The organism is Acidovorax sp., from assembly GCF_046291265.1.
Lineage (GTDB): Bacteria > Pseudomonadota > Gammaproteobacteria > Burkholderiales > Burkholderiaceae_C > Acidovorax.
Window position 1 is genome coordinate 158478 of sequence record NZ_JBKBTV010000002.1, and the last position, 17869, is coordinate 176346.

General features: G+C 66.6%; 15 protein-coding genes. 3 read left to right on the forward strand and 12 right to left on the reverse strand.

Translation table 11 applies throughout. The features are described from left to right. The first annotated feature begins 226 nt into the window (after positions 1-226). From fumC to ACK41V_RS01670, 3 genes are all read left to right on the forward strand, one after another. Complete coding sequence (gene fumC / locus ACK41V_RS01660; RefSeq protein WP_409776878.1) at positions 227-1615, forward strand: class II fumarate hydratase; 1389 nt, start codon at positions 227-229, stop codon at positions 1613-1615. Between the two features lie 27 nt (positions 1616-1642). Then, the gene (locus ACK41V_RS01665; RefSeq protein ID WP_409776881.1) at positions 1643-3010 is read left to right on the forward strand and encodes a sigma-70 family RNA polymerase sigma factor; all 1368 of its coding nucleotides are present in this window, start codon (positions 1643-1645) and stop codon (positions 3008-3010) included. A 224-nt stretch (positions 3011-3234) separates the two neighbouring features. After that, on the forward strand, positions 3235-5679 hold the full coding sequence (locus ACK41V_RS01670) for a TonB-dependent siderophore receptor (protein WP_409776884.1): 2445 nt from the start codon (positions 3235-3237) through the stop codon (positions 5677-5679). 7 nt (positions 5680-5686) lie between these two features. On the opposite strand, the gene ACK41V_RS01675 is transcribed toward ACK41V_RS01670, so the two are convergent. The 12 genes from ACK41V_RS01675 to mbhE all read right to left on the reverse strand — a co-directional run. Beyond that, positions 5687-6883 carry a DNA topoisomerase IB gene (locus ACK41V_RS01675; protein WP_409776886.1) on the reverse strand — a complete coding sequence of 399 codons (1197 nt, stop codon included), beginning with the start codon at positions 6881-6883 and terminating at the stop codon, positions 5687-5689. 332 nt (positions 6884-7215) lie between these two features. After that, on the reverse strand, positions 7216-7920 hold the full coding sequence (locus tag ACK41V_RS01680) for a response regulator (protein WP_409776888.1): 705 nt from the start codon (positions 7918-7920) through the stop codon (positions 7216-7218). After that, entirely contained in the window at positions 7917-9566 is a 1650-nt protein-coding gene (locus tag ACK41V_RS01685; protein WP_409776891.1) for an ATP-binding protein, read from the reverse strand. The genes ACK41V_RS01680 and ACK41V_RS01685 overlap by 4 nt, the downstream gene beginning before the upstream one ends. A 6-nt stretch (positions 9567-9572) precedes the next feature. Continuing rightward, positions 9573-9857 carry a hypothetical protein gene (locus ACK41V_RS01690; protein ID WP_409776894.1) on the reverse strand — a complete coding sequence of 95 codons (285 nt, stop codon included), beginning with the start codon at positions 9855-9857 and terminating at the stop codon, positions 9573-9575. A 54-nt stretch (positions 9858-9911) separates the two neighbouring features. Further along, positions 9912-10808, reverse strand: a complete 897-nt coding sequence (locus ACK41V_RS01695) for an intradiol ring-cleavage dioxygenase (RefSeq protein WP_409776897.1) — start codon at positions 10806-10808, stop codon at positions 9912-9914. A gap of 121 nt (positions 10809-10929) precedes the next feature. Beyond that, positions 10930-11976: a YiiG family protein gene (locus ACK41V_RS01700; protein ID WP_409776900.1), complete on the reverse strand. Its 1047-nt coding sequence runs from the start codon at positions 11974-11976 to the stop codon at positions 10930-10932. A gap of 337 nt (positions 11977-12313) precedes the next feature. Next, on the reverse strand, positions 12314-12661 hold the full coding sequence (locus tag ACK41V_RS01705; RefSeq protein ID WP_409776903.1) for a Na+/H+ antiporter subunit G: 348 nt from the start codon (positions 12659-12661) through the stop codon (positions 12314-12316). Positions 12662-12698: 37 nt separating this feature from the next. Continuing rightward, a complete protein-coding gene (locus ACK41V_RS01710; RefSeq protein ID WP_409776906.1) occupies positions 12699-12986 on the reverse strand; it encodes a K+/H+ antiporter subunit F in 288 nt (95 codons plus the stop codon). Next, positions 12983-13516, reverse strand: coding sequence for a Na+/H+ antiporter subunit E (locus tag ACK41V_RS01715; RefSeq protein ID WP_409776909.1), 534 nt, complete (start codon positions 13514-13516; stop codon positions 12983-12985). Before ACK41V_RS01715 ends, ACK41V_RS01710 begins: the two co-directional genes overlap by 4 nt. Then, on the reverse strand, positions 13513-15156 hold the full coding sequence (locus tag ACK41V_RS01720) for a monovalent cation/H+ antiporter subunit D (RefSeq protein ID WP_409776912.1): 1644 nt from the start codon (positions 15154-15156) through the stop codon (positions 13513-13515). Before ACK41V_RS01720 ends, ACK41V_RS01715 begins: the two co-directional genes overlap by 4 nt. Further along, on the reverse strand, positions 15153-15521 hold the full coding sequence (locus ACK41V_RS01725; protein ID WP_409776926.1) for a Na+/H+ antiporter subunit C: 369 nt from the start codon (positions 15519-15521) through the stop codon (positions 15153-15155). Before ACK41V_RS01725 ends, ACK41V_RS01720 begins: the two co-directional genes overlap by 4 nt. A gap of 2 nt (positions 15522-15523) precedes the next feature. Continuing rightward, positions 15524-17869 (reverse strand): hydrogen gas-evolving membrane-bound hydrogenase subunit E (gene mbhE / locus ACK41V_RS01730; RefSeq protein ID WP_409776915.1); only part of this gene is annotated, 2346 nt, incomplete at its 5' end.

The following is a 17869-nucleotide window of genomic DNA, read 5'->3' on the forward strand; positions in this document are numbered from 1 at the left end:
ATGGGGGTGCTAAAGAAATGTGGGGCCTAGGCAAACCAGTCAAACGTTGGGATGCCCAGCATCAGCCTGGGAGAGCCTGGAGGTTTTAACGGTTGTTAAATGAGAATGGTTTTTGTTTCAAGTATGCTTGACCGCTTGCCCGTGACCCTGGAAAGCCGCTGACGTGTTGGTCTGCCGCTTCCCGTGGCGGGTGTTTCTTTCAGTTGACGACGGAGAACTGCCAGCCATGACGACCACCCGCATCGAGCGCGATACCTTTGGCCCCATTGAAGTCCCTGCAGACAAGCTCTGGGGCGCGCAGACGCAGCGATCCTTGCAGAACTTCGACATCTCGGGCGAGCAGCAGCCGCGGGAGATCATCAAGGCGCTGTCCCAGGTCAAGCGCGCCTCGGCCGTGGTCAACCAGGCGTTGGGCCTGCAGGACGCGAAGAAAACCGACGCCATCGTGGCCGCTGCCGACGAGGTGATCGCTGGCAAGCACCCCGGAGAGTTCCCGCTGGTGGTGTGGCAGACGGGCTCGGGCACGCAGACCAACATGAACGTCAACGAAGTGCTGGCCAACCGCGCTAGCGAGATCCTGGGCGGCGAGCGCGGCGAAGGCCGCCTGGTGCACCCCAATGACGACGTGAACCGCAGCCAGTCGAGCAACGACGTGTTCCCCACTGCCATGCATGTGGCCGCTGTGGAAGCGCTCACGCACAGGCTGCTGCCCGCCATCGCCAAGCTGCGCTCCACGCTGGACCAGAAGGCTAAGGATTTCGACAGCATCGTCAAGATCGGCCGCACCCACCTGCAGGACGCCACCCCGCTCACGCTGGGCCAGGAGTTCTCGGGCTACGTGGCCCAGCTCGACCATGGCGAGCGCCACGTGCGCGCAGCGCTGCCCCACCTGTACGAGCTGGCCCTGGGCGGCACCGCCGTGGGCACGGGCCTGAACGCCCCCAAGGGCTATGCAGAGCAGTCCGCCGCCGAACTGGCCCGCCTCACAGGCCTGCCCTTCGTCACCGCACCGAACAAGTTCGAGGCCCTGGCCTCGGTCGATGGCCTGGTGCACGCCCATGGCGCGCTCAAGACCCTGGCCGCCAGCATGATGAAGATCGCCAACGACGTGCGCTGGCTCGCCAGTGGCCCACGCAGCGGCATCGGCGAACTCAGCATCCCCGAGAACGAGCCCGGCTCGTCGATCATGCCCGGCAAGGTCAACCCCACGCAGAGCGAAGCGGTGACGATGCTGGCCGCTCAGGTGTTCGGCAACGACGTGGCCATCAACTTCGGCGGTGCCTCGGGCAATTTCGAGCTCAACGTGTTCCGCCCCATGGTGGCGCACAACTTCCTGCAGAGCGTGCGCCTCTTGGCCGACGGCATGGTCAGTTTCAACGACCAGTGCGCCGTGGGCATCGAGCCCAACCGCGAGCGCATCACCGAGCTGGTGGACCGATCGCTGATGCTGGTGACGGCGCTCAACACCCACATCGGCTACGACAAGGCGGCCTTCATCGCCAAGAAGGCGCACGAGGAAGGCACCAGCCTGCGCGAAGCGGCCGTCGCCTCGGGCCATGTGACGGGCGAGCAGTTCGACCAGTGGGTGGTGCCGGGCAACATGGTGGGCCGCTGATTTCGCCAGACCCCGGGGCCGCACACCATGGGCACAGGCACGCTCTCGTCGCCGCTGCTGACGAGCTTTCGCGACAGCTACCGCGACCTGCTGCGCTACCTCTCGCACCGCACCGGCAGCGCCGATGAGGCGCGCGACGTGGCACACGACACCTGGGTGCGCCTGGCGGACATGAACCTGCGCGGCGAGCAGCCCGCGCTGTGCGACGGCGAAGCGCGGGCCTATGTGTTTGCCATGGCGCGCAACCTCGTCATTGACCGGCAACGCCATGCGGGTGTCGTGGCGCGCCACGCGCAGACACACGCGTTGCAGCAGGGCGGCATCGGCAGCATGGGCGCTGCCCAGCACGTGCCCGATGCCTGCGAGTCACTGATGTACCGGCAAGCGGTGGACGTGCTGGAAGCGGCGCTGGCCACCGTGCCTGACCGGGCGCGGCAGGTGTTTTTGCGCCACCGCGTCAATGGCGAAGATCAGGGCGCTCTGGCGGCTGAATACGGCATTTCGCGCAACATGGTGGAGCGCGACATGATGCTGGCCATGGACCGCGTGCAGGCTGCCATGGAGCACTGGCACGCCGCAGGCCGCGCGCCGGAAGCGGCTGTCGCTGCCCAAGGTGCAGCGCGGCGCACCGGTCGCCGCCGGTCACTGGCCGCCTTGCTGGGCGTGGCGGGTGTGGGCGTCGCCGGTGGGCTGGGCGCATGGCGCTGGTGGCGCCTGGCCGTGGCCGATTGGCAGCAGGTGGCCAGCACGGGCCACGGCAAAACATTGCGCCAACCGCTGCCCGACGGCAGCCACGTCACGCTGGATGCGCAAAGCCGCGTGCACATGGCTTATTACGCAGGCCAGCGGCGGGTGACGCTGCTGGCGGGGGCAGCGTTTTTCGACGTGGTGCGCGATGTGGACCGGCCCTTTGTGGTGGACGTGCCCGCCGACGCGAACGGCAACGCCGTGCGCGTCACGGTGCTGGGCACGCGGTTTGCCGTGGAGCGTGGCGCTGGCGGCTTGGATGTGCAGGTGCAGGTGGAAGAGGGCCGCGTGCGGGTGCAGTCGCTTGGACGCGATGGGCAGATGACCGCCACGCGCGAACTGGTCGACGGCCAGACGCTGCACGTGGTGTCCGGCGAGCCTTTGCCGCCGTCCCGCGCGCCCATCCACGAGGCCGCAGCCTGGCGGCATGGTGTGGTGGCCTTTGCCGACACACCGCTGGCCGATGCGGTAGAGCGCCTGCGCCGCTACCTGCCGCGTGCTGTGTCGGTTGATGCGGATGCTGCCGCGTTGCGCCTGTCGGGCCAGGTGCGCATTGCGCAGGCCGAGGACTTTGTGCGGGCCCTGCCTGCCGTGGTGCCGGTGCAGGTGCGGTTGGTGGCGGGGCAGTGGCAGGTCCAGGCGCGGTGAGCGTATGGGGGAGTCTGGCGCTTGGATGCGGCAGGCACTTGGCGGAGTCAGCAAACCATCCGTGCAGTGAATTTATAGTCAAATTGGCCTCTAGCGCTTATTCCATAAGCGCTGGTAGCTATTGTTTTGATACTGATGGGTTTTCTCGCTTTCGGTATCCCTTCTTCCCATCCCGTTCAGGAAATGGCCCCGCCCATTCGTTGTAGTGGTGAAAGGACTTCACCATGACCCGACCACAGCCCCGCACCCCGGGCTATTCCACTGTCAACAGGCTCTTAAAGCCTTCCACCCGTTTTCATTGCCACGCACTGGCTGCCGCCGTGCTGGCGGTGGTGTCATCGCTCCACGCGCCAACGGCCGCAGCGCAAGTCGCGCCCGTCACGGCGGCGTTTGACATTGCGGCCCAGCCGCTGCCCGATGCGCTGGCGCAGTTTGCGCGCCAGTCCGGCGTGCAGTTGGTGTACCCGCCTGACCTCGTGCAGGGCCGCCGTGCCCAGCCGGTGCAGGGCGCACGCAACCCCGATGCAGCTCTGGCCGAGCTGCTGCGCGGCAGCGGCCTGCGCATGCGGCGCGACGGCGCCACGCTGGTGCTGGAGCGCGCCCCGGCCGACGGCGCTGCCGCACTGCCTGAAGTGCGCGTGGCCGCCGAGGCCGAGGTTGAAACCGCCACCGGCCCCGTGCGTGGCTGGGTCGCAAAACGCAGCGCCAGCGCCACCAAGACCGACACACCGATCCTGGAGACGCCGCAGACCATCATCGTGGTCACGGCCGACCAGATGCAGGTGCAGCGCGTGCGCGACCTGGAGCAGGCGTTTGAATATTCGGCCGGCGTGCGCCCGGTGTCGGGCTACAGCGGCTCCTACGACGCGATCTACAGCCGTGGCTTCTGGGCCGATGCGCGCAACGGCAGCCTGTTTGCCGACGGCCTCAAAGTGTCCGACAACTCCTGGGCCTCAGGCAAACAAGAGCCTTATGGCCTGGAGCGCGTGGAGCTGGTCAAGGGCGCGGCGTCGGTGCTGTACGGCATGTCCGCCCCGGGCGGCGTGCTGGCCACGGTCAGCAAGCGCCCCACGGCTGACGCGGTGCGCGAGGTGGTGGCCGAAGTCGGCACCTACGGCCACAAGCAGATCGGCGTGGACCTGGGCGGCGCCGTGGCGCCGGGCAGCGACTGGACCTGGCGCCTTACCGCGCTGGCGCGCGACAGCGACACGCCCGTGCGCCCGCTGCAGGACGACAACGTCTACATTGCGCCTGCGCTGCGCTGGCAGCCCTCGGCGGCCACGTCGCTCACGCTGCTGATGCAACACCAAAAGCGCCGATTGGGGTATTCGTACCCGCTGCCGCAGGCGGGCACGCTGCTGCCAGGCCCCGGGGGCCAACGCATCGCACGCTTTCGTTTTGTGGGCGAGCCTGCCTATGACCGGCAAGACGTCGACCAGACCAGCCTGACCGCGCTGTTCGAGCACCAGGTGAACGAGCAGGCCACCTTGCGCCAAGGCCTGCGGTTCTTTGATTCCGAAGCCGACATCTTCTTTACCAACACTACGCCGGACGCTGCCGTGCCCACGCGGGTGCAGCGCCGCGCCATCGACGAGTTCGAGCGTGTGCGGGGCTTTTCGTCGGACACCAGCTGGCAGCAGCGCTGGCGCAGTGGCGACGTGCAGCACACGCTGATCGCCGGGGTGGACTACACGCGGTACCGGTCCGAATCCGAGTGGTACGCCCGCACGCTGGCCCCGCTGGACCTGTACCAGCCGCAGTACGGCGCGGTGCCCGGCGCCCCGGCGCCGCTGGCGTTTTCATCCACATCGCAGCGCTGGCAGGCGGGCCTGTATGTGCAGGACCAGATCAAGCTGGGCGAGCGCTGGGTGGCGCTGGCCGGCCTGCGGCACGACTGGAGCGACTACCGCACGCGCCCGTTCTTCACGGCGGCGCCGTGGTCGGTGGAGCGCACCGATGCGTTCACGGGCCGCGTGGGCGTGGTGTACCTGGTCCCCGGCGGCTGGGCACCGTTTGCGGGCTACAGCCAGTCGTTCCAGCCGCAGGGCGGCACCGATGCGCAGGGCGGGCGCTTCAAACCCACCGAAGGCGAGCAGTTTGAAGTGGGTGTGCGCTGGCAGCCGCAAGGCGAGGGTGGATTGCTGCTGTCTGCTGCTGTGTACGACCTGCGCCAGGACAACGTGCTCACGCCCGACCCGGCCAACCCGCAGTTCAACGTGCAGACCGGCCAAGCGCGGTCCCGTGGGGCCGAGCTGGAAGTGCGCGGCCAGGCCACGCGCCATCTGGAGGTGGTGGGTGCCTATGCGTACACCGACCGTCGCATCACCCGCAGCAACCGGCCAGCAGAAGTGGGCCGCCGCGCGGCCGAGGTGCCCTACCACCAGGCCTCGGTGTGGGGCAACTATCGTCTGGCCGCCTGGGGCCTGCCCGCGTGGACCGTCGGCACGGGCCTGCGCTACACCGGCGACATGGTGGACGGCACGGCCAATGCGTACCGTGTGCCGGGCTATGGTGTGGTCGATGCCATGGTGGCCTGGCAAGACGGGCCATGGCGGGTGGCGTTGAATGTGCGCAACCTGCTGGACAAGCAGTTTTTGATCTGCAACGGCGCCAATTGCCGCGACGGCAACCCACGCACGGCGACCTTGTCGGCAGCGTACCGGTGGTGATGGCGAGCTAGGGTTTTGCGGGTGCGCGCTGCGCGCCCGCTGTACGTGGCTTGACCGGTTTGCCTTGTTTGCGGGGCTGGCGCAGAAAGGTCAGCAGCCGCCGCTCTGCCGCACTCAAGCCCCTTGGGGACGCCGTGCCGCCAATGCGGTCCCACACCTCCTGCATGCCGGGCCCTGCGTCAGACGCCAGGCGCGAGCCCAGGTCCAGCACAGCCGGGTGCACATACGACTTTTTGCACACGGCGGCTGTGTTGCCCAGCTGCCGCGCCACCTCGGTCAGGATGGCTTTGGCGCTGTAGCGCACGTGGATGTCGGCCGCATCGCTAGGTGTGCATGCCAGCCGCGTCAGCTCCAGCGCCTGTGTGGTGCCGTGCCAGGTGCGGAAGTCCTTGGCGGTGAAGTGCTCGCCTTCGGCCCCGGAGGCGGTGTGGGTGATCTCGCGAAGGTAGTCGTTCACATCGCTGGAGCCCACGGTGCGCGGCGTGCCGTCTTCGTCCACGTACTGAAACAGCTCTTGCCCCGGCAGTTGCTGGCAGTGGCGCACCACGCGGGCCACGCGCGGGTCGTTCAGTTCGACCTCTTGCTGCACGCCGCTTTTGCCCCTGAAGCGCAGCCTGAGCTGGCTGCCTTTGAGCCGTGCATGGCGCGTGCGCAGCGTGGTCAGCCCGTATGAGCGGTTGCTGCTGGCGTATTCCTCGTTGCCCACGCGCAGAAACGTGGTGTCCAGCAGGCGCACCAGCGTGGCCAGCACCAGGGTGCGCGTCAGCGGCTTGCCGGTGCGGTGCGCGGCCAGGTCGCGCGCCACGCGGGTGCGAATGCGCGGCAGCACGCGGCCAAAGGCCTGCATGTGTTCAAACTTGCCTTCGTCGCGCTGCTGGCGCCATTCCGGGTGATAGCGGTATTGGCGCCGCCCGCGTGCGTCGAGCCCTGTGGCCTGCAGATGGCCGTGGGGCAGGGGGCAGATCCACACATCGGTATAGGCGGGCGGAATGGCCAGGCGGTTGATGCGGTCGATTTCGCCGGGGTCTTTGATCCACTGGCCGTCGGCCTGGCGGTAGCGAAACTTCTTCTCGCCACTGCGCACGCGCGCCAGGCCGGGCAGCGTGGGGCTGACATACACCAGCCCGCCCGGCAGCGGTGTGGGCCGAGGGTGGGTGGTGGTCGGTGGTGAAGCAGGTGGAGGAGCAGTGCGCGATGAGGGCATGGGCGGTGCAATGGGTGCGGGCCAACAGGCAGGATTGACTGTGTAGTTGAAGGCGGTCGTGACGCTCCTGATTGCACCGGCGCGCTGGCGCGGTGGGTGTAGGTGTGATTCAACGGGAGTGGTGAGACGGCAGGCACATTTCAGAATGCGCTGCTGCATCTGCCGCATCGACTCTGCGCTGGTGGCACACAGCGCATTGCCCCGCGCCGCGTCAGCGCAGAGTGGGTGTATCTGGAGAGTTTTAAGTAAAAACAGGCTCTAGCGCTTATTGGATAAGCGCTAATAGCTATAAAAATAGTAGTAGGTGCGCGTTGCGCTGGTGGACAAGCGCCTCAACCGTGCCCTGCGGGCTCCAGCGCAAAGCCCACGCCATATACCGACCGGATCCAGTCCGTGTCGTCGCCGCTGGCGCCCTTGAGTTTTTTGCGCAGGTTCTTGATGTGGCTGTCGATGGCGCGTTCGTTCACATCCAGCGTGTCGTCATAAGCTTGGTCGAGCAACTGTGCGCGCGAGAAGATGCGGCCCGGCTGGCGGGCCAGCACCTTGAGCAGCCGGAACTCGCGCCGCGTCAGGCCCAGCGCCACGCCGTGCAGCGTGGCTTGCCACAGGTCGTCGCTCATCTGAAGCGCGGGGGCTGTGGCACTGCCCAGGGCGGGCGTTTCGGCATCTGGCGTGGCCGCGCGGCGCAGCACGGCCTTGACGCGGGCCACCACCTCGCGCGGCGAGAAGGGCTTGCAGATGTAGTCGTCTGCGCCCAGCTCCAGCCCGATCAGGCGGTCCACCTCTTCGACGCGGGCCGTGAGCATGATGATCGGGTGGTGCGTGTGGCGCCGTGCCTGGCGCAGGATTTCCAGCCCGTCCATGCCGGGCAGCATGATGTCCAGCAGTGTCAGCGCAGGTGGCGCGGCAACGATGCTGGCCAGGGCTGCGCGGCCCTCTGCCTGGTGCTCGACGGTGTAGCCCGCGTGGCGCAGGTAGTCCACCACGATGGTGGCGATGTCGGGTTCGTCTTCAACAACGAGGATGCGGTGGCTCATGGTGCAGAGTTTTCGAGAAGGGGAAGCGCCAGCGTGATCCGCAGGCCACCCAGGGGGGACGCTTCGGCCGTCAGCGTGCCGTCGTGCGCCAGCACGATGGCGCGGCAGATGGCCAGCCCCAGGCCCGAGCCACCGTGGTCACGGTTGCGTGAGGTTTCGGCGCGGTACAGGCGGTCAAAGATGCGTGGCAGTTCGTGCGCGGGCACGCCGGGTGCGCTGTCGTCCAGTCGCACTTGCAGATTGGGTACACCGTCGGGCGATTTCGCTTCGCACGCCGAAATGTGCAGCAGGCCGCCCGCGTCGGTGTAGCGCAGGCTGTTTTCCAGCAGATTCATAAACACCTGGTGCAGCTGCTGCGCATCGCCCCGCACCAGCGGCGGGGGGGACTGCGTGGCCAGCGGGTTCAGGCCTGCGGTGTCTACGTGAATGGAGGCCTGTGCCAGGCGTGGGCGCATGGACGCCAGCGCCTCGGTCAGCAGCGACAGCGGGTGCACGGGCACCTGGGCCGACGGCGCACCGGTGCCTGCGGCGTCCAGGCTGGTGCGCAGGTCGCCCACCAGCTGGATCAGGCGCATCACCTGCCGGTGCAGGCGCAGGGCGGTTTTGTCGTCAAAGGGGCGCACACCGTCCTGCACGGCTTCGATCTCGGCGCGCATGGCGGCCAGGGGCGTGCGCAGCTCGTGGGCCACGTCGCCCAGCCATTGGCGGCGGCTGGCCTCGATGCTGCTCAGCTGTTCGGCCATGGTGTTGAAGGTGCGGGCCAGTTGGGCCAGCTCGTCGTTGCCCTGCACGGCAACGCGGGTGTGCAGGTGGCCTTGGGCAATGCCGCGTGCGCCCGTGGCCAGCGCCTCCACCGGGGCCAGCCAACGCCGTGCCAGCCAGCCCGACAGCAGCAGCGCCAGCGCCAGGCCAGCCAGGCCCGTCCACGCTACAAAACCAAGGTGTTGGGCCAGAAAGGCCTGGTCGGCCTCGCTGCGCACGCCCTGGGGCGGTGCCAGTACGAGGTGGCCGATGGTCTGGCCATCCAGGCCGCGCAGCGCCAGGCGGGCGCCACCGGGTTGTGGGGCTGTGCCTGCCACTACGCGCTCTTGCGGGTCCACCAAGCCCAGGCGCGGGAAGAGGTCGTCGGGGTGACGCTGAGGCGGTGAGGGCCCGTTGCGGGAGTCGCCGAGTCGGCCTTCGGGCGGTGCTGGTGGCGGCGGTGGTGGTGGGTAGTCGCCACCACCCACGATGGGGCCACGGTTGCCTCCGAATGGGTAGGGCGGCGGGCCTGTGTGCGAAGACGGTGCATCTCCCCCTTGGGGTCGCGCATCAGTGGGTGGCGTAGGGTCGCCGCCGGTGCGCTGACTGCCCGGCCTGCGCTGCCCCGAGCCGGGGTGCGATAGCTCGCCCCACAGCCCAGGCTGGGTGCGAAGCCGGTCCCAACCGCCCGTCTGGGTGTAGTGGGACTGCAAGCGCTCGGCCAGCCAGTCCATGCGCGCCAGTTCAATCTCTGCCACATAGGGGCCGAGGCCCCGCTGCAAACCCAGGCGAGAAAAGCCCGCAAAGATCAGCAGCAGCGCCACCAGCAGCGCGGCCAGGGCGATGAAGGCTTTGCGGTGCAGCGTCAGAGGGGGCGACGGGACGAGGGAGCGCAGGGGAGGCATGGGGGGTCAGCGGGCGGGCGGTGGGCCACCCGCTCCACCGGGGCCGCCAGGCCCACCGGCAGGCGTGGCCACCAGGGTGCCGCCCATTGTGCGGCAAGTGCCTGTCAGCGATTTGCCGTCGGGCATGGTCAATGTGACCGTGGCGCCTTCGGTTTTGCCTGCGCAGGCGGCGTAGGCCTCGGGGGGCGGCGTTGGTGGTGAGCGGCGGTCTTGTTGCGCAAAGCTGGGGGCGGCGAAGGTGGCCAGGGCAAGCAGGGCCAGGCGGGTGAGGGTGGTGCAAGTCAAGGGCATGGGGCAGGTCACGCGGGTGATGGGGTTGAGAGGGGGTTGTCTGTGCAACGGTGGTCAGGCGGCGATCGAGATGGCAATGCTGGCGGCATAGCCACCGCCGCTGTTGGCCTGCAGGGTGGTCATCTCCAGGTCGGTGCCGTCGCTGAAGACGTTGTCGGTGGCAAACGTGATGGCTGCCAGATTGCGCACGCTGGCGCTGTAGCCCGCATTGCTGTTGTAGATGCTGCTGAGCACGGAGGTGGGGAAGGCCAGCTGAGTGGTCTTGACCTTGTTGCGCGCGTTGTTGGCCGAAGCGAGCGTGGGATACACCTCCAGGTGCATGTGGGGCATGCGACCCGCGTAGCAGCCCGGCACGATGGTGGTGAAGGTGACCGTGCCGTTCGCGTCGGTGGCCTGCACGCCGCGCAGGTAGTTGTCGGCGATGTTGTTGGACGAGTAGACCGAGTAGTTGCCGTCCTGTGTGCAATGCCACAGGTAGATGGCATACCCCGCCAGCGGCGCGCAGCTGGCCTGGGTGTTGGTCAGCGTGATGGTGATGCTGAGGGGAACGCCACTGACTTGGGAGGAGGAGCCAATGGAGCTCCGAATGTCCGACCGCACGATGCCGCTGAGCGCCAGCACGTTGTACGTGGAGTTGCTGGCGCTGGAGCCGTCCGCGGGGTAGGGCCCGGCGGTTTCTTCGGGCACCACCGAGCAGGTGGTGGTTCCGGTGCCTGTGCCGGTCCCGGTGCCCGTTCCCGTGCTGGTATCCGTCCCTGTACCAGTGCCGGTGCCGGTATCTGTGCCCGTGCTGTCTGTGGCTTCGGTATCACCCCCGCCCCCGCAGCCCAGCAGGGTGGCCATCCCCAGCGAGCCCAGGGCGCTGAGCGCAAAGCGGCGGTTGGCGGGTGTTGCGACGACCAGCGCCGCTGGGGTTTGGGTGGGTGCGATGGGGGCAGAAAGGCGGGCCATGGATTTCTCCTGCAAGTGGGTATGGCACGCACTGTGCAGACCCATTGAGGAGAAATGTGGGAGCCGCATGGAGCGGCCACCCGGCCTGTGGTTCCGTGAGGGGGCGCTGCCCCCTCAGTGGCTACATGCGGTTGCTTGCGTCCACCAGCCCGTTGTAGGCCTTGACCAGCTTTTCAGCGCTGCCGTCCACCATCCAGCCGCTCCCGGGCTTGAGCATCGAGCGTTCGCCGGTGCTGTAGGGGACGTTGTCACGCACGCGGCGAAAGCGCTCTTTGGACGCCTTGCGGAATTCTTCCGCGCTGCTTTCAAAGCTTGGCCACTCGATGGGCAGGGCGTCCTTCTGCGGCTTCACAAAGGCCATGGCTTCGTCGGTGATGGCCTCAAACGCCTCCAGGCGGGGCGCTGCGGCGGCGGCATCAAACGTCTCATCCCCCAGCACGTCCGCCAGTTGCTTGGCCTTGGCCATCAGCGCCATCTGGTAGTAGGGCAGCTTGCGGCCCTCGGTCTTTTCGATGTGCGCCAGCTGGGCGCTGAGCAGGTTGTCGTTTTCCACATCCAGCGCCTGGGAGAAGACGGTGCTGGCCTGCACAAAACTTTCAAAACTTGCCGCCAGGGGGCCATGCAGGGCTTTGCCCTTGGCAAATTTGTCGTCCTTGTAGTTCTCGCGGTCGTAGTAGGTATAGGCCTCGGCCACGAGCTTGTCCGTGGCCGCCAGCGAGGCGATGTACGCCTTGCCAGCAGAGTCGAGCGCGGGCAGGGCCGGGCGCAGGGCAGACGCTTGCTCAAACTCCGTCACGCATTCTTTGACGTCGTCGCTGAAGAGGGAGTAGAGCCCGTAAATCACCTTTTCATTGCCCGTAGGGCCCGCCTTCATGTCTTTGACCCAGCTGGAATAGCGGTTGATGGTGCGGTGGGCACGGCCATCGAGCTTGTTGTAGCAAGTGATGTACGACTGCAGCTTGGCGCTGACGTTGTCAGGTGCAGCAGGAGCCGTTTGCTCTGCGGCTTTGTCGGGCGAAGGCGCTGGCGCGGTGGCAGCTGCGGGTGCTACGGCTGCTGCTGGAGTCTCCGTCTTGGCCGAGTCTGAAGCCGGGCTGCACCCCAGTAAGGCGATCAGTAAAAGTGGAGCGATGCCCAGAAAGCGGGGCGCAAGCAATGTGGTGTGCATGGAATGAGGAAGATGCAAAACAGTGGGCGGATGCCTTGGCCCCGCGAGAGACCAGACAGGTCAAAGCGTGGCGCCCGGATTCTGTGTTGCAGAAGCCCTGAAGTTCCTTGTGCTGTCGGCAAAAAACGTAATCAGATGTACTACCGATTGCGATGCGATGCGGCCCATTTGTGGCAGCCGGGAGCGTTGTGACGCACTGCGCGATGAGTGCTTTTGGTTTTGTGGACGCTGTTTCCTGATCCCGGCGCTGTTGCAGTTGGAGATCAAATAGCGCTGTGTTCAGTGTGGAGGGGCGGCGAGCAACCGGTGTGCTTCGGCCTCGCACTGAGTAATTTACTCACCCCTGACGACGCTCCGGCACCGCATCGGGCGGGGTTGGGGCACGCCCGCCTACGCGCAGGTGCAACGCTGCCTGGGCCATGAGGTTGGCCGACACGGGGGCGGTCACAAACACGAACAGGGTAATCAGCAGCTCGGCAAAGCCCATCCGGCCTTCGGCGGCGGCCAGGATCATGCTGGCCAGCAGCACACCACCCACGCCCAGCGTGGAGGCCTTGGTGGGGGCGTGCAGGCGCATGAAGAAATCGGGCAGGCGAACCAGGCCGATCACACCAACGAGAGAGAAGAATGCGCCGATCAACAACAGCGCGGCGGCCAGCCATTCGGCAATGATTTGAAGGGTCATGGATGTCTTTCTGGTGCGTCAGAGGTCATTCACACGGTCATTCGATCACGTCGCCGCGGCTCAGGTAGCGCGCCATAGCTACGGTGGATGCAAAGCCCAGCATGGCCACAATCAACGCCGCCTCGAACAGCAGCGCGGTCTGCCAGCGGATGCCCAGCAACACCACCAGTGCAACGGCGTTGAGGTACATGGTGTCGATGGCCAGCACACGGTCGATGGACTGCGGGCCGCGCAGGAGGCGCCATGCGCACAGCAGAAACGACAGCGCCATGACGGCGGTGGTGATGTCCAGCGCGAGCGGAAGGATGCTGGTGGCAGCGTTCATGCGCGGTCTCCTTGGATGGCGGCAGCCGTGGGTTCAACCGCTTCAAAAATGGCCAGCAAAGGCGCTTCGTAGCGAGCCTTGATGTCGGCGGCCATCTGCGCAGGGTCGTCGCAGTTGAGCGCATGCACAAGGATCTCGTTGCGCTCTTCGTCGATGGTGCACGACACGGTACCCGGCGTGGTGGTGATGATGGTGGCCAGCAATGCAATGGCGGTGGGGTTGGTCAGCGTGAGTGGCACGGGGACCCAGGCGGGTTGGGGGTGCGACATGGGGCCCAGTACCAGGCGTGCCACAACGATGTTGGACACCACGATGTCCCACAGCACCACGCCGCCCAGCCGCACGGCCGGGCGCATGTTCAGGCGGCGCGGGTCGGGCAGAAAGTCTTTCAGCAGCCGGGGCACGATGAGGCCGATCAGCACACCAGACAACAGATGAAACATAGACAGGGAATGCTGCAGCAGGAGCCAGGTAACGGCCAGCAGCACCGACAGCCACGGGTGTGTCAGCCAGCGTTGTTTCTTGCTCATGGCGCAACCGCCTTTCCGGGTAGCTTCACTTCGCCTTCGCCACCGCGGTAGGGCCGGGTGGTCTGCGCGGCCGACCCGCCCACCGCATTGAGCACGGCGTCGGCGTAGCCGTTGCGATCCGCCAGTTGCGCGGCTGTAGCGTCGGTGTAGCGTTTGAGGGGGGATGCGGCCACGGCCAGCAGCAGGCTGAGCGCCAGCAGGCTCAACGTGGCTGTCATGAGGCGGCCGCTGCTGCCCGCGCTGCAGTCATCGGGGCGACCCGGCAGCACGTTCCAGAACAGGATGGCCCCCGCGCGCGCCAGGCCCACCAGGGTCAGAAAGCCAGCGCCCAGCACCACCGCCCACACCCAGGTGTGGGCCGGCGTGGCCGCAGCGCTTTCCAGCACCATCAGCTTGCCAAGAAACCCCGGCAGCGGGGGCAGCCCTGCTGCAGAGGCGGCGCCCAACAGCGTCATCAAGCCCAGTGCCACGGGCTGCGCCACTGGGGGCGCCGGTTGCAGGTGGTCGCCTGCGGCGCCTCGCTGCGCAGCCACCAGCTCGACCAGCAGAAACAGCGCTGCCATGACCAGCGTGCTGTGCACTGTGTAGTACAGCGCCGCTGACATGGACTCAGGGGTGAACAGGCCCACAGCGGCCAGAATGATGCCGATCGACGACACCGTGAGGTACGACACCAACTGCGCCAGGCTGTGTGCTGCCAGGGCACCAAAAACACCCAGCACTGTAGTGAGCAGTGCTATGGGCAGCAGCCAGGGGGCGGCTGCAAAGGCGGCGTGCCCCGCGCCCTCGCCCAGCATCACGGCGTGCACGCGGATGATGCTGTAGACGCCAACCTTGGTCATGATGGCAAACAGCGCCGCCACCGGCGCACTGGCGGCGGCATAGGTGGTGGGTAGCCACATGTAGAGCGGCGCAATGGCCGCCTTGAGCCCGAACACCACCAGCAGCACCATGGCACCGGCTTTGAGCAGGGACGCCTGTTCCGGCTCCAATTGGGTAATGCGCAGCGCCAGGTCGGCCATGTTGAGCGTGCCGGTGACTGCGTAGATGATGGCAAGGCCGATCAGAAACAGTGCCGAGGCGGCCAGATTGAGCACCACATAGTGCAGCCCTGCCCGGAATCGATCCCGCCCCTGGCCATGCACCATCAGCACGTAGGACGCGATCAGCAGCACTTCGAAAAACACGAAGAGGTTGAACAGGTCGCCCGTGATGAACGCGCCCGACAGGCCCATGAGCTGAAAGTGGAACAAGGCGTGAAAGTGCCGCCCATGGCTGTCCCAGCCACCGGTGGAGTACCACAGCACGGGTGCGGCAATGGTCCACGTCAGTGCCAGCATCAGCGCGCTCAGGCGGTCAATGACCAGCACGATGCCAAACGGCGCGGGCCATGCGCCCAGTGGGTAGACGGTGAGGGGTCCGCTCGCGGCCTCGGTCAGAAGGCGCCAGGCCAGGACAGCGCCGAAGATCACGGAGGTCATGCTGACCCAGCGCCGGGCGCGCAACTGTGTGCCTCCGTGGCTGGACTGCCCGCCGCCGTCGCCAATGAGCAGCAATGCCACCGCGGTGAACATCGGCAAAAGCACGGGCAGCACGGGGAGGTGCTGGCCGAAGAAAGAATTCAACAGTTCGCCGATCATCCCGCCTCGTCCCGTGGTGGTGTGGTGGGGCGGTGTCCGGGCTCGTGGCCGTCCACATGGTCGGTTCCGGTTTCGTGGCGGCTGCGCAGGGCCAGTTCCACCACAAACCCGGTGGTGGCAAAACCGATGACGATGGCGGTGAGCACCAACGCCTGTGGAAGCGGGTCGGCCACGCGGCCCCCTTCGGTCAGGATGGGCGCTGCGTTCTGCCACAGGCGACCCATGGCAAAGATGAAGACGTTGACGGCGTAGCCGAGCAGGCTCAGGCCCAGGATCACGGGCCAAGTCCGGCCGCGCAGGATCAGGTAGAGAGCGGTGGTGGTGACCGCACCGATGCCGGTGGCCACCAGAAATTCAAGGCTCATGATCATGGTTGAACTCCGTCGGCTTCGGCGTTGGCGTTAGCGGGTTGGGGCGTGCGCAGCTTGCCCGCACCCTCGCGGGTGACCGACCCGAGTGTGGACAGCGTCAGCAGCGTGGCGCCCACCACGGTGATGTACACGCCCAGGTCAAACAGGGCGGCCGTGGCCAGTGGTATGTCTCCCAGAATGGGGATGTGGGGGTGGCCGTGGGCGCTGGTCAGGAACGGCTGGCCAAACGCAAAGGCGCCAATACCGGTCAACCCTGCAATACCCAGGCCGATGCCGATCCAGCGCACAAAGCGCCGCCCGCCTTCAGCCCGCAGCAGGGCCTCGGCGCGGGTCTGGCCCATGGCGACGTATTGCAGCGCCAGAGCCACCGCAGTGACCAGGCCCGCAATGAATCCGCCACCGGGCAGGTTGTGCCCGCGCATAAAGATGTACAGCGTGACCACCAAAGCCAGCGGCAGCACCACGCGGGCGGCTACACGCAACATGAGCGGCTGGGCGGCGAAGGTGTAAGGCTCGCCATTGGCATCGGTGGTGGGGCGCCGGGTGCGCATGCCGTCCATCAGTGCCAGCACGCCCACAGCGGCAATGCCCAGCACAGTGATCTCGCCAAAGGTGTCATAGCCCCGGAAGTCCACCAGGATCACGTTGACCGCGTTGGTGCCGCCACCCGCGATGGCAGACTGGTTGAGGAAGTACCAGGCAATGGAATCGTGATCGCGCGTCAGCATCACCCACGCCAGCCAAGCCATGCCCGCACCGCCCAGCAGCGCAAGCGAGCCGTCGCGCAGCCGACGTCCATCAGAAGACTCCCGCGGTGACAGGCGGGGCAGCAAGGCCAGTCCCATCAACAGCAGCACCGTAGAGACTACATCCACGGTCAGCTGGGTAAGCGCAAGATCGGGTGCAGAGAGGCCGACAAAGGTCAACGAAGTGACCAGGCCAATCACGCCGGCGACCACTACGGACTGGAACCGGTCATGGTGCTTGAGCATGAGCCAGACACACGCAGCCAGCAGCAGACCCCATAGCACCAGGGCAACCGCGTTGACCGGTAGCAGTTCACGGTTTCCGGTGCCGGGCGTTTGGCCGGACAGCACCGGCACCGCCACAGCTGCGACGCAGGCCATGATCATCCATGCCAGATAGCGCTGCAGCGAGCCGGTCTCCAGCAGAGCCGTAATTCGGCCCGCACCTTCGAACAACCGGTCTGAACCGCGCGTGAACAAGTTGGATCCCGTCAAGGCGCCAAACCAGTTTTCGGAGGCCAGCTTGTGCAGGCGCTTGTCGCGCGCCAGCCAGAAGTACAACAGCAGGCCCGCGCCCAGCGCCACCGCGCTGAGCAGCAGCGGCAGGTTGAACCCGTGCCAGATCGCCAGGTGGAACTCGGGCGGTGGTGTGCCCAGCATGGCTGTGGCTGCCACCAGCACCATAGGCCCGGCCACCAGGGATGGCACCACCCCCACAACAATACAGATGGTGACGAGCAGCGCCACCGGCGCCTTCATGCCCAGCGGGGGCTCATGGGGGTGGGGGTTGGGCAGGTCGCGCGGCGGGCCGTTGAAGAACATGTCGTGCACCAGCCGCGCCGAGTACGCCACGCTGCAGACAGCAGCCAACGTGGCCATGGCTGGTACCAGCCAATGCCAACCGCCACCACCTTGCGAAAACGCCACGGCCTCGGTGAGGAACATCTCCTTGGAGATGAATCCGTTGAACAGCGGTACGCCAGCCATGGCCGCGGCTGCGACCATAGCGAGCGTGGCCGTCCAGGGCATCAGCTGGTACAAACCGCCGAGCTGGCGCAGGTCGCGCGTGCCGGTTTCGTGGTCCACGATTCCGGCCGTCATGAAGAGGGCGGCTTTGAAGCTGGCGTGGTTCAGGATGTGGAACATCGCCGCCACGGCGGCCAGTGGCGAGCCCAACCCGATGAGGAAAACAATGAGCCCCAGGTGGCTGATGGTGGAATAGGCGAGCAACCCCTTGAGGTCGTGTTTGAAGATGGCAATGAACGCGGCAAAGGTGACAGTGACAAGCCCTGCGGTGGATACGATTCCCACAAACAGCTCGGTGCCGCCGATGACCGGGGTCAGCCGTGCGAGCAAAAAGATCCCTGCCTTCACCATGGTGGCTGAGTGCAGATAGGCCGACACCGGCGTGGGCGCGGCCATCGCCTGCGGCAGCCAGAAGTGGAAGGGGAACTGCGCACTTTTGGTGAAACAGCCCAGCAAAATCAAGATCAATGCCGCCGGGTAGCGCGCGTCTGCCTGGATCTGCGCGGCGACTGCTGTCATCTGGCTGATTTCGTACGTGCCGGCAATCTGTCCCAGCAGCACAAAGCCCCC